The sequence below is a fragment of the Pseudonocardia charpentierae genome (assembly GCF_031845345.1).
In the GTDB taxonomy this organism is placed as follows: domain Bacteria; phylum Actinomycetota; class Actinomycetes; order Mycobacteriales; family Pseudonocardiaceae; genus Pseudonocardia; species Pseudonocardia charpentierae.
On record NZ_JAVREJ010000010.1, the window covers coordinates 184,081 to 210,630 of the forward strand.

The 26,550-nt window shown below is 72.1% G+C and carries 26 protein-coding genes; 21 read left to right on the top strand and 5 right to left on the bottom strand.

Annotation, left to right across the window (positions count from 1 at the left end; all coding sequences use genetic code 11):
- Positions 1–16: 16 nt before the first annotated feature.
- The 3 genes from pgsA (at position 17) to RM445_RS16095 (ending at position 2,232) form a co-directional block, all read left to right on the top strand.
- Positions 17–634 carry a CDP-diacylglycerol--glycerol-3-phosphate 3-phosphatidyltransferase gene (gene pgsA, locus RM445_RS16085; RefSeq protein WP_311557162.1) on the top strand — a complete coding sequence of 206 codons (618 nt, stop codon included), beginning with the start codon at positions 17–19 and terminating at the stop codon, positions 632–634.
- 121 nt (positions 635–755) lie between these two features.
- On the top strand, positions 756–1,133 hold the full coding sequence (locus RM445_RS16090; protein ID WP_311557163.1) for a helix-turn-helix domain-containing protein: 378 nt from the start codon (positions 756–758) through the stop codon (positions 1,131–1,133).
- Positions 1,134–1,395: 262 nt separating this feature from the next.
- Complete coding sequence (locus RM445_RS16095; RefSeq protein WP_311557165.1) at positions 1,396–2,232, top strand: PspA/IM30 family protein; 837 nt, start codon at positions 1,396–1,398, stop codon at positions 2,230–2,232.
- Between the two features lie 70 nt (positions 2,233–2,302).
- On the opposite strand, the gene RM445_RS16100 is transcribed toward RM445_RS16095, so the two are convergent.
- Positions 2,303–3,148 carry a DNA-formamidopyrimidine glycosylase family protein gene (locus RM445_RS16100; RefSeq protein WP_311557166.1) on the bottom strand — a complete coding sequence of 282 codons (846 nt, stop codon included), beginning with the start codon at positions 3,146–3,148 and terminating at the stop codon, positions 2,303–2,305.
- Between the two features lie 82 nt (positions 3,149–3,230).
- Here RM445_RS16100 and RM445_RS16105 point away from each other — a divergent pair, with 82 nt between their 5' ends.
- The 6 genes from RM445_RS16105 (at position 3,231) to RM445_RS16130 (ending at position 7,705) form a co-directional block, all read left to right on the top strand.
- The gene (locus tag RM445_RS16105; protein WP_311557168.1) at positions 3,231–3,512 is read left to right on the top strand and encodes a DUF6412 domain-containing protein; all 282 of its coding nucleotides are present in this window, start codon (positions 3,231–3,233) and stop codon (positions 3,510–3,512) included.
- Between the two features lie 249 nt (positions 3,513–3,761).
- Positions 3,762–4,607 carry a membrane protein insertase YidC gene (gene yidC / locus RM445_RS16110; RefSeq protein WP_311557170.1) on the top strand — a complete coding sequence of 282 codons (846 nt, stop codon included), beginning with the start codon at positions 3,762–3,764 and terminating at the stop codon, positions 4,605–4,607.
- A gap of 107 nt (positions 4,608–4,714) precedes the next feature.
- Entirely contained in the window at positions 4,715–5,122 is a 408-nt protein-coding gene (locus RM445_RS16115; RefSeq protein ID WP_311557171.1) for a hypothetical protein, read from the top strand.
- Positions 5,119–5,388 (top strand): hypothetical protein, encoded by a 270-nt coding sequence (locus tag RM445_RS16120; protein WP_311557172.1) that lies wholly within the window; start codon positions 5,119–5,121, stop codon positions 5,386–5,388. The genes RM445_RS16115 and RM445_RS16120 overlap by 4 nt, the downstream gene beginning before the upstream one ends.
- A 71-nt stretch (positions 5,389–5,459) precedes the next feature.
- Positions 5,460–6,155 carry a response regulator transcription factor gene (locus RM445_RS16125; protein WP_311557174.1) on the top strand — a complete coding sequence of 232 codons (696 nt, stop codon included), beginning with the start codon at positions 5,460–5,462 and terminating at the stop codon, positions 6,153–6,155.
- Between the two features lie 206 nt (positions 6,156–6,361).
- On the top strand, positions 6,362–7,705 hold the full coding sequence (locus tag RM445_RS16130; RefSeq protein ID WP_397469331.1) for a sensor histidine kinase: 1,344 nt from the start codon (positions 6,362–6,364) through the stop codon (positions 7,703–7,705).
- 30 nt (positions 7,706–7,735) lie between these two features.
- Here RM445_RS16130 and RM445_RS16135 read toward each other — a convergent pair whose 3' ends face one another.
- Complete coding sequence (locus RM445_RS16135) at positions 7,736–12,568, bottom strand: Lhr family helicase (RefSeq protein WP_449619184.1); 4,833 nt, start codon at positions 12,566–12,568, stop codon at positions 7,736–7,738.
- A gap of 104 nt (positions 12,569–12,672) precedes the next feature.
- On the opposite strand from RM445_RS16135, the gene RM445_RS16140 reads away from it, so the two are divergent.
- Positions 12,673–13,185: a hemerythrin domain-containing protein gene (locus RM445_RS16140; RefSeq protein WP_311557177.1), complete on the top strand. Its 513-nt coding sequence runs from the start codon at positions 12,673–12,675 to the stop codon at positions 13,183–13,185.
- Here the strand turns inward: RM445_RS16140 and RM445_RS16145 are convergent.
- Positions 13,106–14,038: a DMT family transporter gene (locus RM445_RS16145; protein WP_311557179.1), complete on the bottom strand. Its 933-nt coding sequence runs from the start codon at positions 14,036–14,038 to the stop codon at positions 13,106–13,108. The genes RM445_RS16140 and RM445_RS16145 overlap by 80 nt on opposite strands.
- Before the next feature lie 55 nt (positions 14,039–14,093).
- Between RM445_RS16145 and RM445_RS16150 the strand changes: the two genes are divergently transcribed.
- On the top strand, positions 14,094–14,684 hold the full coding sequence (locus RM445_RS16150; protein WP_311557180.1) for a TetR/AcrR family transcriptional regulator: 591 nt from the start codon (positions 14,094–14,096) through the stop codon (positions 14,682–14,684).
- Here RM445_RS16150 and RM445_RS16155 read toward each other — a convergent pair.
- Positions 14,681–14,812 carry a hypothetical protein gene (locus RM445_RS16155; protein ID WP_311557181.1) on the bottom strand — a complete coding sequence of 44 codons (132 nt, stop codon included), beginning with the start codon at positions 14,810–14,812 and terminating at the stop codon, positions 14,681–14,683. The two genes, RM445_RS16150 and RM445_RS16155, sit on opposite strands and share 4 nt — an antisense overlap.
- A gap of 53 nt (positions 14,813–14,865) precedes the next feature.
- On the opposite strand from RM445_RS16155, the gene RM445_RS16160 reads away from it, so the two are divergent.
- The 4 genes from RM445_RS16160 to RM445_RS16175 all read left to right on the top strand — a co-directional run bounded on the left by RM445_RS16160 (position 14,866) and on the right by RM445_RS16175 (position 18,013).
- Positions 14,866–15,060 carry a DUF3046 domain-containing protein gene (locus RM445_RS16160; RefSeq protein ID WP_311557182.1) on the top strand — a complete coding sequence of 65 codons (195 nt, stop codon included), beginning with the start codon at positions 14,866–14,868 and terminating at the stop codon, positions 15,058–15,060.
- Positions 15,061–15,298: 238 nt separating this feature from the next.
- The gene (gene recA / locus RM445_RS16165; protein WP_311557183.1) at positions 15,299–16,339 is read left to right on the top strand and encodes a recombinase RecA; all 1,041 of its coding nucleotides are present in this window, start codon (positions 15,299–15,301) and stop codon (positions 16,337–16,339) included.
- Positions 16,340–16,345: 6 nt separating this feature from the next.
- Positions 16,346–17,308: a regulatory protein RecX gene (locus tag RM445_RS16170; protein ID WP_311557185.1), complete on the top strand. Its 963-nt coding sequence runs from the start codon at positions 16,346–16,348 to the stop codon at positions 17,306–17,308.
- A gap of 150 nt (positions 17,309–17,458) precedes the next feature.
- Positions 17,459–18,013 (top strand): hypothetical protein, encoded by a 555-nt coding sequence (locus tag RM445_RS16175; protein WP_311557186.1) that lies wholly within the window; start codon positions 17,459–17,461, stop codon positions 18,011–18,013.
- A gap of 30 nt (positions 18,014–18,043) precedes the next feature.
- Here RM445_RS16175 and RM445_RS16180 read toward each other — a convergent pair whose 3' ends face one another.
- Positions 18,044–18,985, bottom strand: a complete 942-nt coding sequence (locus tag RM445_RS16180; RefSeq protein WP_311557187.1) for a LysR family transcriptional regulator — start codon at positions 18,983–18,985, stop codon at positions 18,044–18,046.
- Between the two features lie 76 nt (positions 18,986–19,061).
- Between RM445_RS16180 and RM445_RS16185 the strand changes: the two genes are divergently transcribed.
- From RM445_RS16185 to RM445_RS16210, 6 genes are all read left to right on the top strand, one after another.
- Positions 19,062–19,784 (top strand): succinate dehydrogenase cytochrome b subunit, encoded by a 723-nt coding sequence (locus RM445_RS16185; RefSeq protein ID WP_311557188.1) that lies wholly within the window; start codon positions 19,062–19,064, stop codon positions 19,782–19,784.
- Positions 19,781–21,727 (top strand): fumarate reductase/succinate dehydrogenase flavoprotein subunit, encoded by a 1,947-nt coding sequence (locus RM445_RS16190; protein WP_311557189.1) that lies wholly within the window; start codon positions 19,781–19,783, stop codon positions 21,725–21,727. Before RM445_RS16185 ends, RM445_RS16190 begins: the two co-directional genes overlap by 4 nt.
- 14 nt (positions 21,728–21,741) lie before the next feature.
- Positions 21,742–22,503 (top strand): succinate dehydrogenase/fumarate reductase iron-sulfur subunit, encoded by a 762-nt coding sequence (locus RM445_RS16195; protein ID WP_311557191.1) that lies wholly within the window; start codon positions 21,742–21,744, stop codon positions 22,501–22,503.
- A 175-nt stretch (positions 22,504–22,678) separates the two neighbouring features.
- A complete protein-coding gene (locus RM445_RS16200) occupies positions 22,679–23,479 on the top strand; it encodes a hypothetical protein (RefSeq protein ID WP_311557192.1) in 801 nt (266 codons plus the stop codon).
- A gap of 5 nt (positions 23,480–23,484) precedes the next feature.
- A complete protein-coding gene (locus RM445_RS16205; protein WP_311557193.1) occupies positions 23,485–25,401 on the top strand; it encodes a fumarate reductase/succinate dehydrogenase flavoprotein subunit in 1,917 nt (638 codons plus the stop codon).
- On the top strand, positions 25,398–26,159 hold the full coding sequence (locus tag RM445_RS16210) for a succinate dehydrogenase/fumarate reductase iron-sulfur subunit (protein WP_311557194.1): 762 nt from the start codon (positions 25,398–25,400) through the stop codon (positions 26,157–26,159). Before RM445_RS16205 ends, RM445_RS16210 begins: the two co-directional genes overlap by 4 nt.
- Positions 26,160–26,550 lie beyond the last annotated feature (391 nt).

Sequence of the window (26,550 nt, forward strand, 5' to 3'; positions counted from 1 at the left end):
GCGGCGGGGAAGTGCGGTGAGCACGCCCGCGGCCGGTGCGCCGCCGCTGCTCAACATCGCGAACGTGCTCACCGGGGTGCGGCTCGTGCTCGTGCCGGTGTTCCTCGCCGCCCTGTTCGTGGACCACGGGCAGAGCGTGGAGTGGCGGGTCGCGGCGTTCGGGGTGTTCGCCGTGGCGGCCTTCACCGACCGCCTCGACGGTCAGCTGGCCCGCAGCCGCGGCCTCGTCACCGCGTTCGGCACGGTGGCCGACCCGATCGCGGACAAGGCCCTCACGGGCTCGGCGCTGATCGGGCTGTCGATGCTCGGTCTCGTTCCGTGGTGGGCGACGGTCGTGATGTTGGGCCGCGAGATCGCCATCACGCTGCTGCGGTTCGCGGTCCTGCGCCACGGCATCATCCCGGCCAGCCGCGGCGGCAAGGCGAAGACGCTGACGCAGGCGATCGCCATCGGGTTCTACCTCCTGCCGCTGCCCGAGCTGATCGGTGCGGCGACGGCAGTGGCCTGGGTGCGTGGTGCGCTGCTCGGCCTCGCGCTGGTGCTCACGGTCGCCACCGGCGCCGACTACGTGCTGCGGGCGATGCGCCTGCGCGCCACTGCGAGCACCGTCGCATCCGACTCGGAGGCCGCGTAGGACCCGCCTGTTCGCCCTGGGCGGACGTGACCACCGGCTCCGCGCGACGACGGGGGAGCGCCCGAGTCGGTACGGTGATTCCACCGGCACGATCCGGTCGGGCGAAGTGAGGGAGGGTGGCATGGCGCTGCTGTTGAGAGAAGCCATCGGTGCCGGCCTCCGGCGTGCCCGCACGGCTCGCCGTCGCACGCTCCGCGACGTGTCCCGTCGAGCCCGGGTCAGCCTGGGCTACCTCTCGGAGGTCGAGCGCGGCCGCAAGGAGCCCTCCAGCGAGCTGCTCGCCGCCATCTGCGAGGCGCTCGACGTCGCCTTGCCGGACCTGTTGACCGAAGCTGCCCAGTCGTTGGCCGGAGCGACGGCCGACGCCGCACCGCGCCTGCCCATCGGCCTGCGCCACGCGGACCTGCGTCTCGCGGGCGCGGACACCGCTCGGCTGGGTGCGCCGCCCGCAGTCATGCCGTTGGCTCCGGGGCGCCCCGTGGCGCGCGCCGCCGCCTGATCCCCGCACCGTTCGCCGCCGCGCCGGGCACAGTGCCCGGCGGGTACGTGTGCGTGGTTGCGTCCGCACACCCGCCCGGTCCCGACCACCCGGTAGCCTCGATCTCTCAGGGACGCCCCTGAGACGGTCACGGAGAAGATCCCGGATATCGTCGCCGTTCGGTGGAAGCACACCCCGTCCGGTGCCACGATGGGGCCAAGCAAGCGCGCCGGCGACACTGCCCGGTGGCGGACGGTGTCGCACTCGGAGGTAGGCGGAGGTCATGGCCAACCCGTTCACGAAGGCCTGGAAGTACATGATGGCGTTGTTCTCGTCGAAGGTCGACGAGTACGCCGACCCCAAGGTCCAGATCCAGCAGGCCATCGAGGATGCACAACGGCAGCACCAGGCGCTGTCCCAGCAGGCGGCGGCGGTGATCGGCAACCAGCGCCAGCTGGAGATGAAGCTCAACCGCCAGCTCGGCGAGATCGAGAAGCTGCAGGCCTCCGCGCGGCAGGCCCTCGTCCTGGCCGACCGGCAGCGGGCGTCCGGCGACGAGGCGGGCGCGCAGCGCTACGAGGAGACCGCGCAGGTCTACGCGTCGCAGCTGGTCACCGCCGAGCAGTCGGTGGAAGACCTCAAGACGCTGCACGACCAGTCGCTGCAGGCGGCCGGGCAGGCCAAGAAGGCCGTCGAGCGCAACTCGATGATGCTCCAGCAGAAGATCGCCGAGCGCACCAAGCTGCTCAGCCAACTGGAGCAGGCGAAGATGCAGGAGCAGGCGGCCAACTCGCTGCGGCAGATGACCGAGCTCTCGGCGCCGGGGAGCACCCCCTCGTTGGAGGACGTCCGCGACAAGATCGAGCGGCGCTACGCCAACGCGATCGGGCAGGCGGAGCTCGCCCAGAACTCGGTGCAGGGCCGCATGCTCGAGGTGCAGGAGTCGACGATCGACATGGCCGGGCAGAACCGGCTGGAGCAGATCCGGGCGTCCCTGCGGGGCGCCCCGGTCGCCGGCGAGGTCACGGCGGGCCAGCCCGCGGCGACGCAGCAGTCGTCCGCTCCGGCCCCGGCTGACCCGCAGGTCACGCGCCCGGTCCAGCAGCCTGGCACGAACTGATCGCGCCAGTGGACGTCGCCCATCCCCTCGGGGTGGGCGACGTTCGCGTCTCCGGGCGCGGACGGGCGCGCTATCGCCGGGAGCGGGCGGTGCGGGCCGCCGCACCGTGCAGGGGCGCCGGCGACGGCCCGGGCTGGCACCGCGGGCACCAGTAGGCGATCCGGGCGTACACGCCGTCGCCCTGCTCACCGACCGCGATCCGGGTACCGCAGCGGAAGCAGCGCTGCCGCCCCCGCTCGAAGACCCAGTGCTGTCGGCCCCGGCCGAGTTCCCCGGTGGTCGACTGCTCGGGCCGGTCCTTGTTGCGGAGCAGCAGCTCGCGCGACAGGGCGACGGCGCGGGCCGGGTCGGGAACGTCGCGGACGAGCGTCCAGGGGGACAGGCCCAGCAGGAAGCACACCTCGGCCTTGTAGAGGTTGCCCACACCGGCCATGACGCGTTGCTCCAGCAGCACCAGGCCCAGCTCGTGGTCGCGTCGCGCGGTGAACCGGCGCAGCGCCTCGGCGGCGTGCGCGTCGTCCCACTCCGGATCGAGGAGATCCGGCCCGAGGTGCCCCACCACGCGGTCCTCGGCGTCGGTGGGAAGCAGTTCCAGGTCGTGCAGTGCGAAGCCGACGGCCACCCGCTCCGCGGTCGCGAGGACGGCGCGCGCCTCGTACGCCGGCCGCCGCCACGCCATCCCGGGCCGGTACAGGTGCCACGAGCCGTCCATCCGGAAGTGGCTGTGCAGGCTTCGGCCGTCGTCGAAGCGGGTCAGCATGTGCTTGCCCACGCTGCGCACACCCAGCACCGTGCGTCCGGCCAGGTTCTCCTCGGCCAGCCGGGGGTGCCGCAGCTCCCCGCGCACGAGCAACTGACCGGCGAGCGCGGCGTGCAGGCGCTTTCCGGCGAGATAGACGGTGTCGCCCTCGGGCACGATGCGACGGTATCCCGGAACGGCTCGGCCGACACCGGTACCGTGTGGAAGGGCGACTGTGGAGCGATGGAGCGAGGTGGGCATGGCACGCGTGGCCGCGACGCTCTCCGTCCTCACGGTGCTGCTCCTCGGTGCCGCCATCGTCACGGACGACCCCGGCATGCTCCTCGCCCTCCTCGGCGCAGCCCTGTGGGCGCTGGGGTGCGCGCACGGCGGCCCCGCGACGGTGGTGCAGGGGCCTGCCGTCGTCGTCCGCGGCCGCCACACCCGTCACACCGCGGACGCCACGTCCCGCCAGCACCACCCCGACTCCGCTGGCCGTCCGCGTCCGCGAGCTCCCGGAGCGATGCTGCCGGCGGTCTGAGTTCTCCGGGTGCCTCGCACCCGTGATCGCCGGCTCTCGTGTCCCGGTCTCGGCGATCCTCGGAGTTCCTCGTGCTCGACGTCCTGTACTACCCCGTCTCGGCCGTCATGTGGTTCTGGCACACGCTCTTCGCGTCGGCCCTGGGCCCCTCCAGCGGGCTCGCCTGGGCGCTGTCGGTCGTGTTCCTGGTGCTCACCCTGCGCGCCCTGATGATCAAGCCGTTCCTCGTGCAGATGCGCTCGGCGGGCGATGCGTGCGCTGTCCCCCCAGCTGACCGAACTGCGCATGCGCCACGGCGACGACCGCCGCAAGTTGGCGGAGGAGACCCAGAAGCTGCAGAAGACCCACGGCGTGAGCCCGCTCAGGGCGCTGCTTCCCGCGCTGATCCAGGTGCCGGTGTTCCTCGCTCTGCTGCACGTGCTGCGCTACTTCAACCGGCCCGGGCTGACCTTCGAGCAGAACGCCGCCATCCCCAACTACGTGTTCGGTCCTGCGCAGGTTCGGTCGTTCCTGGAGGCGCGGCTGTTCGGGGCTCCGCTCTCGGCCTGGATCCACATGCCGCAGGAGCTCCTCGACTCCTTCGGCGGCCACGTCGACCGGATCGAGGTCATCGCGGTCGCCGTGCCGCTGATGGTGCTGGCCGCGGTCGCGACCCACCTCACGGCACGGGCGTCGCTGCGCCAGCAGGCGAACGCTGCGCCGGTCGGGGCGGCGGCCGGACCGACCGAGATGGCCATGCGGGTCATGCGGCTGACGCCGTGGATCTTCCCGCTCGGTGTGCTGCTGGGCGGGCTGTTCGCCGCCTTCCCCATCGCGATCCTCCTGTACTGGCTGACCAACAACCTGTGGACGCTGGTCCAGCAGCGCATCGTCTTCCGCAAGTTCGCCGCCGAGGAGGCCGCCCGGCCGGTCCTTCCCCTCGCAACCGTGGCGCCCGCCGTCGTCGCGCACCGGGAGCCGGCCCCGGTGCTGCGCCCCGGCGCCAAGCCGGTCGCTCCCTGGACCTCCGGTGCCGTCAGGCACCCGACGAACGCGGCGTCGCGGACCGGCGGCAAGGCGGCAGCGGGACCGCGCGGTCCGGCCCGCCGCCACTGATCGGCCTTACCCGATCCGAACACGGGATCGACGGGGCCCGAACGTGCGCGGGCCACGCTCTGTCCCGTCCGGCACGGTGCCGGACGGGACCAGAGGAGACCGCGCAGATGCCGACGACCGTCCGCCGGATCGGAAGGATCGCCGCCGCGGCGGCCGTATCGGCGGGCCTGCTGCTCGCCGGTGCAGGCCCCGCCCTGGCCGACGATCCCGGTGCGCCCGACACCCAGGGTCCGATCACGCTGAGCCCCGAGCAGGCCACCCGGGTCTGCACCCAGCGGATCCCGAGGATCCTCTCGCGCATCGACCGGGTGACCACCCGGATCAACGCCGACGCGGGCACCCGGGGCTCGACGGCGTGGCTGCAGGCGCGGGAGGACAAGGCCAAGACCGCCGGCGACACCGACGCCGCGAGCCGGATCCAGCAGCGCATCGACGCGCGTCCCGGCAAGCTCGACGGGTTGGCTGCCGCGAAGAAGCGGGTCACCGACTTCCGCGACGCGAACTGCGCCTCGTGAGCACACCGACGCGCCAGCGGACCGCCGGTATCCGTCGCGTGCCGAAGGCGGCCGTCCTGTTGCTCCTGGTCGCGCTCGTGCTCGGCGGGTGCCGGTCGGCGGACCGCGCCGCCGCGTCCGCGACACCGGCCGGCGGCACCGCATCGACCGGTTCGCGCACCGGCACCTCCACGGACCCGCTCGCGGACGTCGAGGCCACGGTCGGCGCCGTCGAACGTGACGTCGACATCGCCCCTGACGCGGACGCCGGCGCCGCGGAGCGGTGACCGTGCTGCGGGCTCCTACCAGGGACGGTGACACGATCGGCGCCACAGTCACCCGCCGAGAGGCAGTACCCGTGCCCGGAGCCGAACCCGAACCGCGCGGTCTGGTCCTCGTCGTCGAGGACGACCGGGCCATCGCCGAGCTCGTCCGGCTCTACCTGCGCCGGGAGGGTTTCGCGGTCCAGGTCGAGACCGACGGCGCGGCCGCACTCGGCGCCGTCGGCCGGCTGCGCCCCGTCGCGGTCGTCCTCGACATCGGCCTGCCCGGGATGGACGGCGTGGAGGTCTGCCGCCGGATGCGCGCCGCCGACGACTGGACTCCCGTGCTGTTCGTGACGGCGCGCGACGACGAGGTCGACCGGATCGTCGGCCTCGAGCTGGGTGCCGACGACTACGTCACCAAACCGTTCAGCCCCCGCGAGCTGGTCGCCCGGGTCCGCGCCGTGCTGCGCCGCGCAGGCGGCGCACCGCACCGCGAGGAGGAGCTGACGATGGGGTCGGTCCGCGTGCAGGTGGACCGGAGGCGGGTACACGTCGACGACCGTGAGGTCGAGCTCACCGCCACCGAGTTCGCGCTGCTGACCCACCTCATGCGTGCACCGGCGCGGGTGTTCACCCGCGAGCAGTTGCTGGGCGCGGTGTGGGGCTACTCCGCCGCGGCCGGCACCCGCACCGTCGACGTCCACGTCGCCCAGCTCCGCGCCAAGCTCGGCTCCGCCAGCCCGATCCGGACCGTGCGGGGAACCGGCTACGCCGCGGAGTGCCGGTGAACACCCCCGAGCCCGCGCCCCTGTTCACGCCCGCGACGACTCCGCGACCGGCGGCCCCGCCGGCGTCGCCGACGGTCCCTCTGCCTCCGCCGGCGAGGCCGCCGTCGGACGGCCCCGCAGGCCCGGACAGCGTCATCGGCGCGGCGCCGCCCACCCGGCGACGGGCGGCGGGCGGATCCTCGGCGCGGCGCCGGTCGCGGTCGTCGTTGGCGGTGCGCGTCACCGCAGCGTGCCTGCTGGTGGCCGTCGTGGCCGTGGGGGTGGCGGGGCTCGTCGCCGTACGGCTCGTCGCGGTCACCGCCCGGACCGTCACCCAGGACGTCCTGTCCCAGCAGGCCGACGTCGTGGCGGCGCAGCTGGCCGAGACCGGCGGCGGGCTTCGCGGGGGCGGGGGGATGCGCCGGGTGGTGGACGTGCTCGCCGGCCAGGGGGTCACGGTCGTCGTGCTGACGACGCGCGGCGCGCGGAACGCGGGATTGCTCGCGCCGGTACTCGAGCAGGCCGGGGTGCAGCGGGTGCTCGGCGGGCAGCCGGTGTCCACCCAGGTGGTGTCGGGCGGCGTGCGGTATCTGGTGGAGGCGCGTCCCGCACCCGTCGGCGGGTTCGCACTGGTCCGCACCAGCGACACCGGCCCGCTCGGCGGCGGCGTCGTGCGGCGCAATCTCACCGTCGCGCTGCTCGCCGGTATCGCGGTCGCCGTGGTCGTGGGTGTCGTGGTCGGGCAGCTCATGGCCCGCCCGCTGCGGCGGACCGCGACCGCCGCCCGGCTGCTCCGGTCGGGACGGCGGGACGTCCGGGTGCCCGTCGGCGGGCCGGCCGAGGTGTCGGCCGTCGCCGGAGCCGTGAACGAGCTGGCCGACGCGCTGGCCCGCAGCGAGGAACGTCAACGCCACTTCCTGCTGTCGGTCTCCCACGAGCTGCGGACGCCGTTGACCGCGGTCCGCGGGTTCGCCGAGTCGCTGGCCGACGGCGTCGTCACCGGGCCCGACACCGCCGACGCCGGACGGGTGATCGTCCGCGAGGCCGAGCGGCTGGACCGGCTCGTCGGCGACCTCATGGAGCTGGCCCGGCTGGAGGCCGACGACTTCCGGCTCGATCCGGTGCCGGTCGACCTCGCCGCGTTGGCCACCGACGCCGCGGCGGTGTGGGCGGCGCGCTGTGCCGACGCCGGCGTGCGGTTCGTGCTCCAGGCAGGCCCGACCCGGCAGGTCCCCGCCGATCCCCGGCGCCTGCGGCAGGTCGTCGACGGGCTGGCGGAGAACGCGCTGCGGGTCGCGCCGGCCGGAGCGCCGCTCGTGATCGCGACGGGCGGGGATGCCGCGGTGTCGTGGATCCAGATCCGCGACGGCGGCCCCGGCCTCGACCCGCACGACTACCCGGTGGTGTTCGAGCGGGGCGTTCTGCACGACCGCTACCGCGGCCGCCGCCCGGTCGGCTCCGGCGGGGTCGGGCTCGCGCTCGTGCACGGCCTGGTGACGCGGATGGGCGCGACGATCCGGGCGTCTCCCGCCCCCGAGGGCGGGGCCTGCTTCACCGTGTCCTTCCCCTGAGGAGCCTTCCGCTGACCCGTCCTTCCCGGCTCACGCGCGCAGGCGCAGGCCCTTCGGCGTCACCCGGAACCCGGCTTCGGTGAGCACGTCGGCCAGCGCCGAGCCGAGCGAGTCGACCCCGTCCGCGCGTTCGACGGCCAGGGTGCCGAGCCAGCCCTCGTGCACCGCACCGGCGAGGGCCTCGGCCGCGGCCTGCAGCTCCCCGCGCTCGTCGGTGAACGACAGCAGCGAGCGCCCGCCCCGCTCGACGTAGAGCACCGCCGCCCCGTCGACCAGCACCACGAGCGCCCCCGCCTTGCGGCCCGGCCGGTGCGCGGTCTCCCCGAAGGTGCCCGGCCAGGGCAGCGACGCGCCGTAGGGCTGGGCAGGATCCGCGGCGGCGAGCACGACCCGGGAGGGCCCGGTGGGGGGTCCGGGCGGGCCGAAGCCACCGGCGCGAGCGTCCACCGGTTCGAGGCCGTCGGCCGGGGGTGCCGGATAGCCGGACCCGCCGTCCGTGCCGTCCGGCCGCGACAGCGCCCGCACCCGGTCGATCGCCCCCGGCACCGCGAACTGTGCGGCGCCGAGCCCCTCGACGATGTAGCCGCGGCGACAGCGCCCGGAGTCCTCCATCGCCCGCAGCACCCGGTACACCGCGGCGAATCCACCCGCGACGCGCTCCGTGGCCAGCGCACCTCGGGTCAGCACCCCGTGCCGCTCCAGGAACGCCTCGGCACGGGCGTGCGCCCGGCGGGTCGCGTCGGGCTCGCGGTCCGGTGCGACGGCCCACCGGCCGCCCACCGACGCCGGGCCGGACCGGCTGGGCATCGCGGGCCGTCCCGCCCGCAGCTGGGCGTAGCGGCCGCGCGGTGTCGTGCGCCGGGTTCGGTGCGCCCCACCGCCGCCCCGGCCTCCGCCCAGACGGGCGCGCAGCGGCGCCATGGTGTCGTTCGTGAGCAGTCCCGCCCACACCAGGTCCCAGACCGCCGCGACCACGGCGTCGTCGCCCGGCGTCGGTTCACCGAGCTCGATCAGGACGCGCCCGGCGCGTTCGGCGAGCTCCCGGAAGAACAGGGCTCCGCCACCGGCGTAGCCGAGCGGCCCGCCCGCCGACGCCGGCGCACCGGCACCGACCGGCGGAACGGTGTCCGCGCGGGACCCGTCCGGCGGAGCGAGGTCCGGCCGTCCGAGCGCGGCGAGCAGCGCCCGGTGCACGGGTGTCGAGACGAGGTCCGGGTCCGGCTCCGGGAGGAGCAGGTCGGCGACGTCGGTCGGCGCGACCGCCAGCCACCCGTCGACGCCCGCCAGTGCGCCGCAGCCGGTCCAGGTGACCTCGCCCGCCGCGGTCAGCTCGTCGAGCAGCGCCGGGGTGTAGCCGGGCAGCCGCGCGGGCAGGATGAGCGACTCGAGCGCACTGGCCGGCAGCGGGGCCCCGGCCAGCTGCTCGACCACCCCCATGACGTCGTCGGCGCCCGGCGCCCGCCGCATCCGCCCGCGCCGGCCTCCGGGGGTGACCTGCACGCCCTGCCATGCCGGCAGGAACCGGCCCAGCGCCCGAGGTTCGACCGGCTCGACCTCTGACCGCAGCCGGGCCAGCGAGGCCCGCCGCAGCCGCCGGAGCACCTCCGCCTCGCAGTACTCGGTGCCGTCGCCGTGTCCTGTCGCGAGGGCGGCGGGCCGCAGCTCGCCGCGGACCAGCCTGCCGATCCCGACCAGCCGGTCCAGCACCCCGGAGACCACGGCGACGCCGAGGCCGAAGCGGGCCGCCGCCTCGGCCGCCCGGAACGGCCCGTGCGTGCGGGCGTGGCGCAGCAGCAGATCGCCCAGCGGATCCGGCACCGGCTCGGTGAACGTCTCGGGCACGCCGACGGGCAGCGGTGCGCCGAGTGCGTCGCGGACGCGACCGGCGTCTTCGATCGAGGTCCACCGCTCCTCGCCGGCGATGCGGACCCGGATCACCCGCCGCGTCGCCTCCAGCTCGGTGAGCCACTCGGCCGCGACGCCGCGGGCGCCCGCTTCGTCCTTGGACAGCGGCCCGAGGAACCGGAGCAGGTCCGCCGCGCCCTCGGCGTCGCGGGCGTGCCGGTCCGGGGCGAGCCGCTGCAGCGACTGCTCGACCTCGGTGACCACCTCGGGATCGAGCAGCTCGCGGATCGCCTCCGAGCCCAGCAGCTCGGCCAGCAGCGTCGAGTCGAGCGCCAGCGCGGCCGCCCGCCGCTCGGCCAGCGGGGCGTCGGTCTCGTAGAGGAACATCCCGACGTAGCCGAACAGCAGGCTGCGCGCGAACGGCGACGGCGACGCCGTCACCACCTCGGTCACCCGCACCTTCCGCGCCGCGATGTCGCTCATCAGGCCGCGCAGCCCCGGCAGGTCGTAGACGTCCTGGACGCACTCGCGCATCGCCTCCAGCGTCACCGGGAACTGCTCGTACTTCCCGGCCACCGCCAGCAGCTGCGCGGACTTCTGGCGTTGCTGCCACAGCGGCGACCGCCGCTTCGGGTCGCGGCGGGGGAGCAGCAGCGCGCGCGCCGCACACTCCCGGAACCGCGATGCGTACAGCGACGAGCCGCCGAGCTCGGCGACCACGATCTGCTCGACCTCCGCGGGGTCGAGGAGCACGTCCTCGGCCGTCGGCACGACCTCGGCGCCCGTGTCGTCGACGGTGTCCGGCAGCCGCAGCACGATGCCGTCGTCCGCCCCGGAGGCGTGCACCTCCACCCCTCGCCGTTCCCGCATCCGCGCCGCGATCGCCAGCGCCCACGGGCCGTTGACCTGCGCACCGAACGGGGAGTGCACCACGAGCCGCCAGTCGCCCAGCTCGTCGCGGAACCGCTCGACGAGGATCGTCCGGTCGCTGGGCACGTGCCGGGTGGCCTCCCGCTGCTCGCGCAGGTACGACAGCAGGTTGTCCACCGCCCACTCGTCGAGCCCCGCCGACGTGGCCCGGGCACGGGCGTCGTCGTCGGCCAGCCCCGTCATCTCCCGGACGAAGGCGCCCACGGCTCGGCCCAGCTCGAGCGGCCGCCCGATCGACTCGCCCTTCCAGAACGGCATCCGCGCGGGCACCCCCGGCGCCGGGGTGACGATCACGCGGTCGTGCGTGATGTCCTCGACCCGCCAGCTGGAGGTGCCGAGCAGGAAGGTGTCGCCGACCCGCGACTCGTAGACCATCTCCTCGTCCAGCTCGCCGACCCGCGACCCGCGGCCGTCGGCGCCACCGGGGGTGGTGACCGTGAACAGGCCGCGGTCCGGGATGGTGCCGCCGGAGGTGACCGCCAGCCGCTGCGCGCCCGGACGGCCGCGCAGCTCGTCCGTGACCCGGTCCCACGTGATGCGCGCCCGGAGCTCCCCGAACTCCTCCGACGGGTACCGCCCGGCCAGCATGTCGAGCACGGCGTGCAGCGCGGAGTCGGGGAGTGCCGCGAACGGCGCGGCCCGCCGCACCACCGCCGCCAGCTCGCCGACGGTCCACGGATCGAGCGCCACCATCGCCACGACGTGCTGCGCCAGGACGTCGAGCGGGTTGCGCGGGTAGCGCAGCGACTCGATCGCCCCCGCCACCATCCGCTCGGCGACCACCGTGCACGAGACGAGGTCGCCGCGGTACTTGGGGAAGACCACGCCCCGGGACACGGCGCCCACCTGGTGCCCGGCCCGGCCGACCCGCTGCAGACCCGAGGCGACGCTCGGCGGCGCCTCCACCTGCACCACGAGGTCGACCGCTCCCATGTCGATGCCCAGCTCGAGGCTCGACGTCGCGACGACGCACGGCAGCAGCCCGCCCTTGAGCTCCTCCTCGACCACCGTCCGCTGCTCGCGGGACATCGATCCGTGGTGCGCCTTGGCGACGACGGGCGGCGCGCCGCCGCCGATCCCGGACTGCCCGACCGCCTCGGCCGGGAAGGTCTCGAGGTCGACCTTCTCCTCCGCCTCCTCGGCGGCGAGCTCGTTCAGCCGCGCCGTCAGCCGCTCGGCCAGCCGCCGGGAGTTCGAGAACACGATCGTCGAGCGGTGCTGCCGGACGAGCTCCAGCAACCGCCGTTCCACAGCCGGCCAGATCGACGGCCGCTCCGCCGTGCCTGCGGCCGACCCGATGACCTCCTCGTCCGACGAACCCGGCGCCGGCCGTTCGTCGAGCGCCGCGAGGTCCGGCACCGGCACCTCGACGGACACCTCGATGGTCTTCGGTATGGGGGGCTGGACGACCTCGACCGGCCGTGCCCCGGCGAGGAACGTGGCGACCTCGTCCAGCGGCCGCACCGTCGCCGACAGCCCGATCCGCTGGGCCGGCGCTCCGCCGGCTCCCACGAGCAGGGCGTCGAGCCGCTCCAGCGACAGCGCGAGATGGGCACCCCGCTTGGTGCCCGCCACCGCGTGCACCTCGTCCAGGATCACCGTGCGCACCCCGCGCAACGACTCGCGAGCCGCCGAGGTGAGCAGCAGGAACAGCGACTCCGGCGTGGTGACCAGCACGTCGGGCGGGGTGCGGGCGAACAGCCGCCGCTCGTCCGCCGGGGTGTCGCCGGTGCGCATCCCCACCGTGATTTCGGGGGGCGGCAGGCCGGCGCGCTGAGCAGCCTGCCGGATGCCGGCGAGCGGCGAGCGCAGGTTGCGCTGCACGTCGACCGCCAGTGCCTTGAGGGGTGAGACGTAGAGGACCCGGCAGCGGTGCCGCGGATCCGGCGGCGGGGCGTCCGCCGCCAGCCGGTCCAGCGCCCACAGGAACGCGGCGAGGGTCTTTCCCGAGCCGGTGGGTGCGACCACGAGCGCGTGCCGGCCCGCCTGCGCGGCCTCCCATGCCCCCTCCTGGGCCGCGGTGGGCGCCGCGAAGGCCCCGCGGAACCAGTCGCGGGTGGCGGGGGAGAAGCCGTCGAGTGCACTCACGCCACCGATTGTGCGTCCGACCACCGACAGTTTGTCGTCCGCACGGGTCGACCGGCGCCGTTGCGGGAATCCGCCGGAGTTCCCACCACGAACGGAAGGCCGCCATGACCGACCTGAAGCCGGACATCGTCCGGTTGATCCTTTCCGACCACGAGACGTTCCGGGCGACGTTCGCGCAGCTCGCCGACCTGCGCGACGAGCCGCAGGCCGCCGCGGTGCTGTGGGGCGAGCTCGCGGCCCACCTCGAGGTGCACGCGTCCGCCGAGGAGGCGCACTTCTACCCGGCGCTGCTGCAGAAGGTCGACGGCAGCGAGGACGAGACCAAGGACGCGATCCACGACCACGACGAGATCCGCCAGGGGATCCGCCGCGCGGCGGCGGCCGAGGCCGGCAGCGACGAGTGGTGGGCCGGCATCCAGGACGCCCGGGAGGCCAACGACGAGCACCTGGCCGAGGAGGAGCGCGACGACCTGCCCGACTTCCTGCGATCCGCGTCGGTGGAGGACCGCCAGGAGCTCGGCGCCCTCTTCACGAGGTTCAAGGACGAGCACCCGTGGGCGGCAGGCCTGGACTACTCGGACAAGGATCCCGACGAGTTCGTGAAGCAGAACGGCTGAGGCGCGGGGGCGCGAGGACGAGCGCGGCACCGACCGCCGCCGCGATCGCGCCGGGAAGGGCGAGCGGCGCCGGAGCCTGGCCGAACATCGCCCACACCCACAGCGCGGTGACCGGCGGCGTGAGGTAGAGCAGCGTGCTCGTCCGCATCGCCCCGGTCCGCCGCAGCATCAACAGGTACGTCCCGTATCCGCCGAACGACGACAGTACGACGGTCCACGCCACCGCCCACCAGAACGTCGGATCGGCAGGTGGGCGCAGCTGTCCCGTCGTCGCCGCGAGAGCGAGCACCGCGGCCGCCGCGGCGCCGGTCTGGACGACGAACCCGTCGATCGGCGCCGACCCGGTGCGCCACCGCCGCTCGAGCAGGGTGCCCGCGGCCAGCGCCACCGTCCCGGCGGCCGGAAGCAGGAACGCCCATGCCGGCGCCGTGCCGGGCCCGAGGTCGCCCGCGACGACGAGGCCGACCCCGGCGAGACCCACTGCGAGCCCGCAGCGCTGCCGCACGGACGTCCGGTCCGGCCCCGCCACGGCGACGAGCAGCGGCTGTGTCGCGGCGATCAGCGCTGCGGTACCCGTCGGGACACCCAGCTCGATCCCGGTCACCACGCCCTCGAGGTAGGCGACCTGGATCAGCAGACCGAGTACGGCGTGCCGCCGGACATCACCCCGCGGGATCCGAGGGCGGCGTACGGCCGCGACCACCCCGAGCACCGCCGCCGCGCAGAGGAAGCGCCAGGCCAGCAACGTCGTCGCGGTCGCGGCCTCCGTGCCGAGCCGGGCGCCGACGAATCCCGAGCTCCACAACATCACCAGCGCCACGGCGAGCGCGGCATCCGTTCCTCGTCGGTCCATGTCCGGCAGGTAACCATACCGGTGGGTATACTCGCAGTGCACCAGGAGGTGGCCCGTGACTGCACTGAATTCACTGAATGCGCCGACCCTGCCCGAGGTCCCGTTCGACAGCCCGACGCTGACCCCTGCCGGCGAGCGCCTCCTCGACGCGGCGTCCGAGCTGTTCTACCGGCGGGGGATCCGCGCCGTCGGCGTCGACCTCGTCGCAGAGGTCGCCGGCACCACGAAGAAGACGCTGTACGACCGGTTCGGGTCGAAGGACGAACTGGTCGCGCTCTACCTGCGCCGTCGGGCCCGGCGGTGGCAGGACTTTCTCCTCCCGTACCTGCAGGACTCCGGCCCGGACCGGCTCGCGGCCGTATCCGCGGTCTTCGACGCCCTCGACGCCTGGCTGCGGGAGCAGGGCCGGGGGTGCGCCTTCGTCAACGCGTACGCCGAGGTGGGCGGCACCGGCCATCCGGCCGAGGCGGTGATCCGCACGGAGAAGGACTGGATGCGGCAGGTGTTCGTCGCACTCGCCGGCGACGAGTCGCTCGGCGCCGAGCTGCATCTGCTCTACGAAGGCGCGGTGGTCCTGCACACCGCAGGCGGGCGCCACGACGCCGTCCCGATCGCGCGGGCGGCAGCGGCCCGCCTGGTCGGTTAGCGCCTGCGCTGCTGCCACCACCAGCGCAGCAGCAGGACCAGCGAGGTCAGCAGCGCCAGCAGCACGACGGCCTGCCCGAGCGGCGACGAGAATCCCGTCGGATCGCCGGCCGTCAGGAGAACGTGCATACCGGACACGGTACCCACGCGCAGGTCCTGCAGCCGCCGTTACCGTGGACGTCGTGCGCCTGACCCAGTTCCGCGACCTCATGAACGACGAGTTCGGGCCGGCCCGCGCCGCCGCCCTGACCCGGGATCACGTGTTCGCCGAACTCGGTGACCGGACGGTCGAGCAGGCCCTGGAGGCCGGCATCCCTCCGCGGAAGGTCTGGCGCGTGGTGTGCGAGGTCTACGAGGTGCCGGTCGCCCGCCGATAGCTCGAACGGGTGTTCGTCCGACCGCCGGGCGCCGCAGAATAACCGACGGGCGTGTCCCGACCGAGATCGAACGCCTGTTCGGATAGAATCCGTCCACATCGCCTCGCGGCTGTCCACAGCTGACGACGCGAACGCGGAACTGTCGGTGCCACCCCTTACGGTTTCGTTCGTGGGTCCCCGCCAGTCACGCACGCCGCAGTCCCGTCCCGCAGAGCGCACACCAGCGAGGTTGCAAGAGATGAACGCACCGGATCGCGAGAAGGCGCTGCAGCTCGCCCTCGCCCAGATCGAGAAGAACCACGGCAAGGGCTCGGTGATGCGGCTGGGCGACGACACGCGCCCTCCGATCGGCATCATCCCCACCGGCTCGATCGCCCTCGACGTGGCGCTCGGCGTGGGCGGCCTGCCCCGCGGCCGTGTGGTGGAGATCTACGGCCCGGAGTCCAGCGGTAAGACCACGGTCGCCCTGCACGCGGTGGCCAACGCCCAGGCCGCCGGGGGCATCGCCGCGTTCATCGACGCCGAGCACGCGCTCGACCCGGACTACGCCAAGGCGCTCGGGGTGAACACGGACGACCTGCTGGTCTCCCAGCCGGACACCGGTGAGCAGGCTCTCGAGATCGCCGACATGCTGATCCGCTCCGGCGCGCTCGACATCATCGTCGTCGACTCGGTGGCCGCGCTGGTGCCCCGCGCGGAGATCGAGGGCGAGATGGGCGACAGCCACGTCGGCCTGCAGGCCCGGCTGATGAGCCAGGCGCTGCGCAAGATCACCGGTGCGCTGAGCAACTCCGGCACCACGATGATCTTCATCAACCAGTTGCGGGAGAAGATCGGCGTCATGTTCGGCTCTCCGGAGACGACCACGGGCGGTAAGGCGCTGAAGTTCTACGCCTCGGTCCGGCTCGACATCCGGCGCATCGAGACGCTCAAGGACGGCACCGACATGGTCGGTAACCGCACCCGCGTGAAGGTCGTCAAGAACAAGGTCGCGCCGCCGTTCAAGCAGGCCGAGTTCGACATCCTCTACGGCGTCGGCATCAGCCGGGAGGGCTCGCTGGTCGACGTCGGTGTGGAGCAGGGGATCGTCCGCAAGTCCGGTGCCTGGTACACCTACGAGGGCGACCAGATGGGGCAGGGCAAGGAGAACGCCCGCAAGTTCCTCCGCGAGAACCCGGACGTCGCCGCCGAGATCGAGAAGCGGATCAAGGAGAAGCTCGGGATCGGCGCAGTGCTCGACGCGGCGGTCGAGCCGCTGCCGGCACCGGTCGACTTCTAGGCCGCGGTGAAGGACGACTCCCACCCGGACCGGTCGGCTCGCGTCGACCGGCCGGTCAGGGTGGTGCGCTTCGAGGAACTCGGGGCCTCGAACGGCAGTGAGTCCCGTGTCGCTGGTTTCGACGACCTCGATGCGGCCGAGGAAGGTCGTCCGCTGGCCCGGGTGATCAGCCTCGACTCGGTCGCGGGCCGGCGGGTTCCCCGCGAGGCAGGCGACGACGGTATCCCGCCGGATCGCCCGTTGCCCCGCGGTCGTCGGAAGCATCGGGATGCCGAGGTGCCTGTCGACCGGCCCGGCGACCCAGCTCCACCCGATCGTGCCGACCGCTCTGCCGTCGACGACGCGCCGGATGTCGTCCCGCCCGACGGCCCGCTGCCGCGCGGTCGTCGCGGGCGCGCACGCGTCGGCCGGCTCGGCCCGGACGCTCCGGATCCCGAGTTGCCACAGCCGGCGGCGGATCCTGCCGCGATCGCCCGGGAGATCTGCCTGCGGCTGCTCACCGACCGGGCCCGTACGCGCCAGGAACTCGCGCAGGCACTCGCCCGCAAGGGCGTTCCGGCCGAGGCGGCGGCGTCGGTGCTCGACCGCTTCAGCGAGGTCGGCCTGATCGACGACGCGGCGTTCGCCGGGCAGTACGTGCACTCGCGGCACGAGTACCGGGGGTTGGGGCGGCGCGCGATCGCCGTGGAGCTGCGCCGGAAGGGCGTCGCCGACGACATAGCGAAGGAGGCGCTCGCCGAGGTCGACACCGAGTCGGAAGACCGACGCGCGCGCGAGCTGGTCGACCGCAAGCTGCGCTCCCTCGCCGTCGACACGCCGGAGCAGCGTGCCACCGCCGCCCGGAGGCTGGTCGGCATGCTCGCCCGCAAGGGCTACGGCGCCGGCACGGCATACCGCGTGGTCCGGGAGGCGATCGCCGAGCACGGCGCGGAGCCGGACGAGCTGGAAGCCGACATGCACGGCGAATAGAGGTCCGCGGCATCGCCGCCCTCTCGGCACCCGTTCGGCTCATCGTTCACTGGTCCCCGGCGCGTAACGCGATGATCGGTCCGGGCGAGTGCAGCGACGTGTGCGAATGGCGTACGCGGTGGCAGTCGAATGGGTGGGGAAAGGTCGGAAATGGCCGATACGGTGCCGTTCACGAGCAACTACACCGACGTCAGCACGTACGACGGCTACCAGTTCGAGTTCTACTGCCGCCGCTGCGGCAACGGTCACCGTTCCGCCTTCCGGCCCGCGGTCACCAGCTTCGGCGGGCGGATCGCCGAGCTGGGCGGCAGCCTTCTCGGCGGCGAGCTCGGGTCGCGGATCCAGCAGGTCGGCATGTTCGCGCAGTACGGCCGCAGCAGCACCCGTGGCGTCACGAACGACCAGCGGTTGCGGGAGGCGGCCGAAGACGTCGCCGAACAGTTCCACCAGTGCCGCGGGTGTACGGAGTGGGTGTGCCGGCAGGTCTGCTGGAACGAGCCGACGGGGCTCTGTCACCAGTGCGCGGCCCAGCGTCTGTCCGCCGCCTCCGCCGGGGTGGGTTGTCCGAACTGCGGTGCCGTGGGATCCGGCCGGTTCTGCGGCGACTGCGGCACGCCCCTGGCCCGGTCGGTGGCCTGCCGGAGCTGTGGTGCCGACACCCAGGGCGCCCGGTTCTGCGGGCAGTGCGGCACCCCGGCCGGATGATCACCAGCGAATGATCTCGGGCGCGACGACTCAGCCCGATGGCTGCCCGAGCACCTGCACGTCGCCGACGAAACCGCCGGCGGCGGAGAGCTCGCCCAGGAACTCCATCAACGTGTCGCAGAACGCCTGCACGGCCTGGCTCTGCGTGAGATCCGCCCGCCTGGCCAGCGCGACGGTCCGGTACAGCGGCGGGTTCAGCGCGGTGCGGCGCAGCCGGGGGCGGCCCGCGAACACCAGGTCCGGCACCACGGCCACGCCGGTGCCGGCCTCCACCAGACGCAGCACCGCGTCCATCTCCCCACCCTCCACGGCGAAGCGCGGTGTCACACCCGCGTCCGCGTAGGCCTGCAGGGTGACCTCGCGCAGGTCGTAGCCCCGACGCGGGACGACGAGCGGGCGGCGGGCCAGTTCCTTGACCGTCATCGCACCGCGGCTCGTCGGCGCGTTCCCGGACGCAGGCGAGGCCACCGAGAGCCGCTCGCGCAGCAGGGGCGTGAGCTCCAGCCCCGCGTCGAGGCCACCGGCGGGCACGGTCAGCACGGCGATGTCGATCTCGTTCCGCAGCAGCGAGCGGGCCAGCAGATGCGACCCGTTCTCGGCCAGCTCCAGGCGGATGGCCGGGAACCGCTCGTGGAAGACGCGCAGCACGTCGGCCAGCACTCCGATGCACAGCGACGGGGTGGCACCCACCCGCACGCGCCCCCGCTGCAGCCCGACCAGCTCGGCGACCGCCACGCGGACCGACTCCATGTCGGCGAGCATGCGCCGGGCGAGCGGCAGTACCGCCTCCCCGGCGGAAGTGAGCGTGACCGCGCCCCGGGTCCGCTGCACCAGCGGTGCACCCAGTTCGTCTTCCAGTGCCTTGACCTGCCGACTTAGGGTAGGCTGAGCTACTCGGAGCGAGTCGGCCGCGCCAGTGAAGCTGCGCACGTCTGCCAGGGCGACGAAGTACGCAAGCTGCTGCAACGTCACGTGCATAGCGTACGTGCATCGAAACCGGCCATTCGATGCATTGGACGCCGACCGGCACTCCGTTCACCCTTAATCCATGGTCACCATGGGGGAGCGTGCCAACAGCCGCCATGCTCCGGTCCGTCGTCGTCCGCCGAGGCTGTCCTCGGTGCAGCTGAAGGTCGTCATGGCCCTGACCGGGGCAGTCATGCTGGCCTACCTGGTGGCGCACATGCTCGGGAATTTGAAGATCTTCTTCGGCGAGCAGGCGCTCAACACCTACGCGCACTGGCTGCGGCTGATCGGTGAACCGGCGCTGCCCGGCGAGGGCATGCTGTGGATCATCCGGGTCGTGCTGCTGGTGTCGGTGGTCGCGCACATCGTCGCCGCGACCATCCTCGCCCGCCGCGCCCGCTCGGCCCGCCCGGTCAAGTACGCCCACCGCCGCCCGGTGTCGACGAGCTACGCCTCGCGGACCATGCGCTGGGGCGGCGTGATCATCCTGCTGTTCGTGATCTACCACATCCTGGACCTCACCACCGGCACGTTGAACCCGAACGGTGTGCCCGGCGAGGTCTACGACAACGTGGTGGCCGACTTCTCGCGCTGGTACGTGACGCTGGCCTACACGGTCGCGATGGTCGCTCTGGGCTTCCACCTGCGGCACGGCATCTGGAGCGCGCTGCAGACCCTCGGCCGGTCCAGCGGTCCGTACCAGATGCGCTACAAGGCGATCGCGCTGGTGTTCGCGGTGGTCCTGACGGCGGGCTTCCTCGCCGTTCCCTTCGCCGTCCAGTTCGGATTGGTGGGTGTCCTGTGAACAACTACGTCGACTACACGGTGGGCGAGCCGGTCTCCGACTCCGCGGCCCCCGGCGGTTCGATCGACACCCGCTGGGAGCGTCACCGCTTCGGCGTGAAGCTGGTGAACCCGGCCAACAAGCGCAAGATGAAGATCATCATGGTGGGCACCGGCCTCGCCGGTGGCGCCGCGGCGGCGACGCTGGGCGAGCTGGGCTACCAGGTCGAGTCGTTCTGCTTCCAGGACAGCCCGCGCCGTGCCCACTCGATCGCGGCCCAGGGTGGCATCAACGCCGCGAAGAACTACCGCAACGACGGCGACAGCGTTTTCCGGCTGTTCTACGACACGATCAAGGGCGGCGACTTCCGGGCTCGGGAGTCGAACGTGCACCGGCTCGCCGAGATCAGCCGCCAGATCATCGACCAGTGCGTGGCCCAGGGTGTCCCGTTCGCCCGCGAGTACGGCGGCCTGCTCGACACCCGGTCGTTCGGTGGTGCGCAGGTGTCGCGGACGTTCTACGCCCGTGGCCAGACCGGTCAGCAGTTGCTGCTCGGCGCCTACCAGGCGCTCGAGCGGCAGGTTCAGGCCGGCACCGTCACGATGTACAACCGACACGAGATGCTCGAGCTGATCATCATCGACGGCCGCGCCCGCGGCATCGTCGCCCGCGACCTCGTGACGGGTGAGACCCGCAGCCACATGGCCGACGCCGTCGTGCTCGCCTCCGGCGGCTACGGCAACGTCTTCTACCTCTCGACCAACGCCAAGGGCAGCAACGTCACCGCCACCTGGCGGGCGCACCGCAAGGGCGCGTTGTTCGCCAACCCCTGCTACACCCAGATCCACCCCACCTGCATCCCCGTCAGCGGCGAGCACCAGTCGAAGCTGACGCTGATGAGCGAGTCGCTGCGCAACGACGGCCGCGTGTGGGTGCCCAAGGAGATGGGCGACGACCGCAACCCGCGCGACATCCCGGAGGACCAGCGCGACTACTTCCTCGAGCGCCAGTACCCGGCGTTCGGCAACCTGGTCCCGCGCGACATCGCGAGCCGCGCCGCGAAGGCGGTCTGCGACGCCAAGCGGGGCGTCGGCCCGACCGGCCTGGGCGTCTACCTCGACTTCTCGGCCGCGATCGAGCGCCTCGGCCGGGCGGCCGTGGCGGCGAAGTACGGCAACCTCTTCGACATGTACGAGCGCATCACCGGGGAGAACCCGTACGAGGTCCCGATGCGCATCTTCCCGGCCGTGCACTACACGATGGGCGGACTGTGGGTCGACTACAACCTGCAGAGCACCATCCCGGGCCTGTTCGTGACGGGCGAGGCGAACTTCTCCGACCACGGCGCGAACCGGCTGGGCGCCTCGGCGCTCATGCAGGGTCTGGCCGACGGGTACTTCGTGCTGCCGACGACCATCGGCGACTACCTCGCCGGCGCCAAGCTCACCCCGGTGCCCGACGACGCTCCCGAGGTCGCCGAGGCCGAGGCGGAGGTCGCGGCGCGCCTCGACCGGCTGCTGTCGATCGACGGCCACCGCACGGTCGACTCCTTCCACCGCGAGTTGGGCCACCTCATGTGGGACTACTGCGGCATGGAGCGCAGCGACGAGGGCCTGCGCAAGGCGCTCGACCGGATCCCGGAGCTGCGCCGGGAGTTCTGGAGCGACGTCAAGGTGCCCGGTTCGGCGGCGACGCTGAACCAGTCGCTCGAGAAGGCCGGCCGCGTCGCCGACTTCCTCGAGCTCGGCGAGCTCATGTGCCTCGACGCGCTGCACCGCACCGAGAGCTGCGGCGGCCACTTCCGGGCGGAGAGCCAGACCGACGACGGCGAGGCCAAGCGCGACGACGAGAACTTCTCCTACGTCGCCGCCTGGGAGTACACCGGCCAGGGCCAGGCCCCGGTCCTCCACAAGGAGGACCTCGTCTTCGAGTACGTCACCCCCAGCCAGCGTAGTTATAAGTAGGGGAAGAGTTACAAATGAAGTTGAAGCTCAAGGTCTGGCGCCAGAGCGGCCCGGACGAGAAGGGCCGCCTCGTCGACTACGTGGTGGACAACGCGGACGAGGACATGTCGTTCCTCGAGCTGATCGACGTCCTCAACGAGAAGCTGATCCTCGAGGGCGAGGAGCCGGTCGCGTTCGACCAGGACTGCCGTGAGGGCATCTGCGGCTCGTGCGACATGGTCGTCAACGGCTACGCGCACGGCCCCCAGAAGGCCACCACCGTCTGCCAGCTGCACCTGCGGCACTTCAAGGACGGCGAGACGGTCACCGTCGAGCCGTGGCGGTCCGTGGCGTTCCCGGTGCTCAAGGACCTGGTCGTCGACCGCAGTGCGCTGGACCGGATCATCGCCGCGGGCGGCTACATCTCGGCCCCCACCGGATCCGCGCCCGAGGCGGCATCGACCCCGGTGCCCAAGCCGAACGCGGACCGGGCGTTCACGGCGGCGGCGTGCATCCAGTGTGGTGCCTGCGTGGCGGCGTGTCCGAACGGCTCGGCGTCGCTGTTCCTCGGATCCAAGATCGCGCACCTCGCCGAGCTGCCACAGGGCCAGCCCGAGCGATGGGAACGCGTGGTCAACATGGTCGAGCAGCACGACGCCGAGGGTTTCGGCGGCTGCACCAACATCGGCCAGTGCACGGTGGCCTGCCCGAAGGAGATCCCGCTCGACGTGATCGCCACGCTCAACCGCGACTACCTGCTCGCGACCACCGGCGGCCGGCGGCGACACATCGCCTGAGGCCTCTGACCTGCCCGTGAGCCATATCACGGACATCCGACAAAGTTGACCGGCACCCGTCCGCACCGGACGGGTGCCGCGTCGTAGAGTCCCGGGTCACACGGCCCGGAGACGTGATCCCGCTCTCTCCTCATGGAGCGCCGTCCCGGGCCCCTCGAGATGGGGACTCACTGACGTGTCATCCACCACTGACTCGGCGGCCGGAAGGGCGGAGATCGCGGCGCGCACGCTGCGCACCGACCGCTGGTGGCTGCCGCCGCTGCTCAACGTCATCGGCCTCGGTGCCTGGGTTTTGTACGCGACAGTGCGCGCGTTCATGCAGCAGTGGTACTTCGTGCCGCAGTACAACTACCTGACGCCGTTCTACTCACCGTGCGTCTCGAACGGCTGCATCGAGCAGGCCGCACACTTCGGCCGCTTCCTGCCCGACTGGCCGATCCTCCCGTACGCGGCGTTGACGTTGCCGTTCCTGCTGCTGTTCCGCCTGACCTGCTACTACTACCGCAAGGCCTACTACCGGTCGTTCTGGCTCTCGCCGCCGGCGTGCGCGGTGGCCGAGCCGCACCGCCGCTACAAGGGCGAGTCGCGCGGGCCGTTGCTCGGCCAGAACCTGCACCGCTACTTCTTCTACGCCGCCGCGATCATCTCGCTGATCAACACCTACGACGCTTTCCACGCACTGTTCAAGGCGGACGGAAGCTTCGGCCTGGGGCTCGGCAACATCATCCTGTTCGCCAACGTCGTGCTGCTCTGGGCCTACACGATCTCCTGCCATTCGTGCCGGAGCATCATCGGCGGCCGGCTGAACCACTTCTCCAAGCACCCGACGCGCTACAAGGCGTGGCTGTTCGTCTCCCGGCTCAACGCCAAGCACATGCAGCTGGCCTGGACGACGCTGGGCACGCTCGCCCTGACCGACTTCTACATCATGGCCGTCTCGGCCGGATGGTTCTCCGACCTGCGGATCGTGGGGTGACCGGCATGTCCGAGCACGACAGCGAGCCGATCGAGCGGCACGACTACGACGTCGTGGTGATCGGAGCAGGCGGGGCGGGCCTGCGCGCCGCGATCGAGGCGCGCCTGCAGGGCAAGCGGACGGCGATCATCTCGAAGTCGCTGTTCGGCAAGGCGCACACCGTGATGGCCGAGGGCGGTTGCGCCGCGGCGATGGGCAACGCCAACCCGAACGACAACTGGCAGGTCCACTACCGCGACACCATGCGCGGCGGGAAGTTCCTCAACAACTGGCGGATGGCCGAGCTGCACGCCAAGGAGGCGCCGGACCGCGTCTGGGAGCTGGAGACCTACGGGGCGCTCTTCGACCGCACGAAGGACGGCAAGATCAGCCAGCGCAACTTCGGGGGGCACACCTACCCGCGCTTGGCGCACGTCGGGGACCGCACCGGGCTCGAGCTGATCCGCACGCTGCAGCAGAAGATCGTCTCGTTGCAGCAGGACGACTTCAAGGAGACCGGCGACTACGAGTCGTACCTGCGGGTCTTCCACGAGTGCACGATCACGGACCTGTTCGTGACGGACGGGAAGATCTCGGGCTGCTTCGGCTACTTCCGGTCGGACGGACGGTTCGTGCGCTTCGACGCGCCGGCGATCGTGCTGGCCACCGGCGGCGTCGGCAAGAGCTACCAGGTCACCAGCAACTCCTGGGAGTACACCGGCGACGGACACGCCCTGGCCCTGCGCGCAGGCGCGACCCTGATCAACATGGAGTTCCTGCAGTTCCACCCCACGGGCATGGTCTGGCCGCCCTCGGTGAAGGGCATCCTCGTCACCGAGTCGGTGCGCGGCGACGGCGGGGTGCTGCGCAACTCCGAGGGCAAGCGGTTCATGTTCGAGTACATCCCGGACGTGTTCCGGGAGCAGTACGCGACCAGTGAGGACGAGGGCGACCGCTGGTACACCGATCCGGACAACAACCGCCGTCCGCCCGAGCTGCTGCCGCGCGACGAGGTCGCCCGGGCGATCAACTCCGAGGTGAAGGCCGGCCGCGGGAGCCCGCACGGCGGCGTCTTCCTCGACATCGCCTCCCGGCGGTCGAAGGAGGAGATCCTCAAACGGCTGCCGTCGATGTACCACCAGTTCAAGGAGCTGGCGGACGTCGACATCACCGCCGAGCCGATGGAGGTCGGTCCCACCTGCCACTACGTGATGGGCGGGATCGAGGTCGACCCCGACACGGGGATGTCGACGGTTCCGGGCCTGTTCGCAGCGGGGGAGTGCTCCGGCGGGATGCACGGGTCGAACCGGCTGGGCGGCAACTCGCTCTCCGACCTCCTGGTCTTCGGCCGGCGGTGCGGGCTGGGTGCGGCGCAGTACACGGACTCCCTGGCCGCACGGCCGGTGATCGTCCACGACGACCTGGCAGCTGCTCTCGACCGGGCGCTGCTGCCGTTCTCCAGTGCCACGTACGGCGGGGAGAACCCGTTCGTCGTGCACCTGGAGCTGCAGAAGACGATGCACGAACTCGTCGGCATCATCCGCAAGGCCGACGAGATGGAGATGGCGCTCAAGAAGTTGGCCGACATCGCCACGCGCACCCGGACGGTGACGGTCGAGGGGCACCGCGAGTTCAACCCCGGCTGGCATCTCGCGCTGGACCTGCGGAACATGCTGCTCGTCTCGCTTTGCGTGGCGAAGGCGGCCTTGGAGCGTCAGGAGAGCCGCGGCGGTCACACCCGCGACGACTTCCCGGTGATGGACGCCGACTGGCGCCACCTGCTGCTCGTGTGCTCGGCCCTGGGCGAGGACGACGTCGAGCTCGTGCGCCGCGAGCAGGTGCCGATGCGCCCGGAGCTGTTCGACCTCTTCGAGCTCGACGAGCTGAAGAAGTACTACACCGGCGAGGAGCTCGGCGGACACCGAGCAGGGGGATCGGCATGAGCGACAGTCACTGGCACCACTTCCGCGTGTGGCGCGGTGATGACAAGGGTGGCGACCTCGTCGACTACCCGGTGGAGGTGAACGAGGGCGAGGTCGTCCTCGACATCATCCACCGGCTGCAGCAGACCGAGGCCCAGGACCTGGCGGTGCGCTGGAACTGCAAGGCCGGCAAGTGCGGCTCGTGCAGCGCGGAGATCAACGGCCGGCCGCGGCTGATGTGCATGACACGGATGAGCACGTTCGCCGACGACGAGGTGGTCACGGTCACCCCGCTGCGCACGTTCCCGGTGATCCGCGACCTGGTCACCGACGTGAGCTTCAACTACACGAAGGCCCGCGAGGTGCCGTCCTTCGCGCCTCCGCCGGAGCTCGCGCCGGGGGAGTACCGGATGCAGCAGGTGGACGTCGAGCGGAGCCAGGAGTTCCGCAAGTGCATCGAGTGCTTCCTGTGCCAGAACACCTGTCACGTGGTGCGCGACCACGAGGAGAACAAGAAGGCGTTCTCGGGGCCGCGCTACCTCATGCGGGTCGCCGAGCTGGAGATGCACCCGCTGGACGTCGAGGACCGGCGCGAGACCGCCCAGGAGGACCACGGGCTCGGCTACTGCAACATCACCAAGTGCTGCACCGAGGTCTGCCCGGAACACATCAAGATCACCGACAACGCGCTCATCCCGCTCAAGGAGCGGGTGGTCGACCGCAAGTACGACCCGCTCGTCTGGCTGGGCAGCAAGATCTTCCGCCGCGCCGGATCCTGACGTCTCCACGCAGGTCGGAGGGTGCGTCGACCCCTCCGACCTGCGTGAACGACGCATCAGGGGGGCCGGTTTGCAGCCCCCGACACGAGCGCGTAACCTTGTCCAAGTCAGCGAGACGCCGGACAGAACGAGCCCCTCGGGGATCGGTCACCAGGCCTGCTGACCGGCCCACGTAGTACCCCTCGGTGAACCTCTGGTTGAGCCGGGTGTACGGTGGGATTTGATGGAAACACGGCCCCGGATCGTGGCTTGCTGCTGCGGGATGGTGTGCGGGTGTCTTTTGAGAACTCAACAGTGTGTCGAGCTTGTTTGTTTGGAACTGGTGGTGTTGTGCCAGTTTTGATATGGCTCTTCAATATCTACGGCCCCGTCCGTGGTGGAGAGTTTTTTG

Excerpts from the sequence above, each read along its gene's own strand:
- RM445_RS16090 (WP_311557163.1), top strand. The coding sequence starts at position 756 with ATGGCGCTGCTGTTGAGAGAAGCCATCGGTGCCGGCCTCCGGCGTGCC.
- RM445_RS16095 (WP_311557165.1), top strand. The coding sequence starts at position 1,396 with ATGGCCAACCCGTTCACGAAGGCCTGGAAGTACATGATGGCGTTGTTC.
- RM445_RS16105 (WP_311557168.1), top strand. The coding sequence starts at position 3,231 with ATGGCACGCGTGGCCGCGACGCTCTCCGTCCTCACGGTGCTGCTCCTC.
- yidC (WP_311557170.1), top strand. The coding sequence starts at position 3,762 with ATGCGTGCGCTGTCCCCCCAGCTGACCGAACTGCGCATGCGCCACGGC.
- RM445_RS16115 (WP_311557171.1), top strand. The coding sequence starts at position 4,715 with ATGCCGACGACCGTCCGCCGGATCGGAAGGATCGCCGCCGCGGCGGCC.
- RM445_RS16140 (WP_311557177.1), top strand. The coding sequence starts at position 12,673 with ATGACCGACCTGAAGCCGGACATCGTCCGGTTGATCCTTTCCGACCAC.
- RM445_RS16145 (WP_311557179.1), bottom strand. The coding sequence starts at position 14,038 with ATGGACCGACGAGGAACGGATGCCGCGCTCGCCGTGGCGCTGGTGATG.
- RM445_RS16155 (WP_311557181.1), bottom strand. The coding sequence starts at position 14,812 with ATGCACGTTCTCCTGACGGCCGGCGATCCGACGGGATTCTCGTCGCCG.
- recA (WP_311557183.1), top strand. The coding sequence starts at position 15,299 with ATGAACGCACCGGATCGCGAGAAGGCGCTGCAGCTCGCCCTCGCCCAG.
- RM445_RS16175 (WP_311557186.1), top strand. The coding sequence starts at position 17,459 with ATGGCCGATACGGTGCCGTTCACGAGCAACTACACCGACGTCAGCACG.
- RM445_RS16185 (WP_311557188.1), top strand. The coding sequence starts at position 19,062 with ATGGTCACCATGGGGGAGCGTGCCAACAGCCGCCATGCTCCGGTCCGT.
- RM445_RS16195 (WP_311557191.1), top strand. The coding sequence starts at position 21,742 with ATGAAGTTGAAGCTCAAGGTCTGGCGCCAGAGCGGCCCGGACGAGAAG.
- RM445_RS16205 (WP_311557193.1), top strand. The coding sequence starts at position 23,485 with ATGTCCGAGCACGACAGCGAGCCGATCGAGCGGCACGACTACGACGTC.
- RM445_RS16210 (WP_311557194.1), top strand. The coding sequence starts at position 25,398 with ATGAGCGACAGTCACTGGCACCACTTCCGCGTGTGGCGCGGTGATGAC.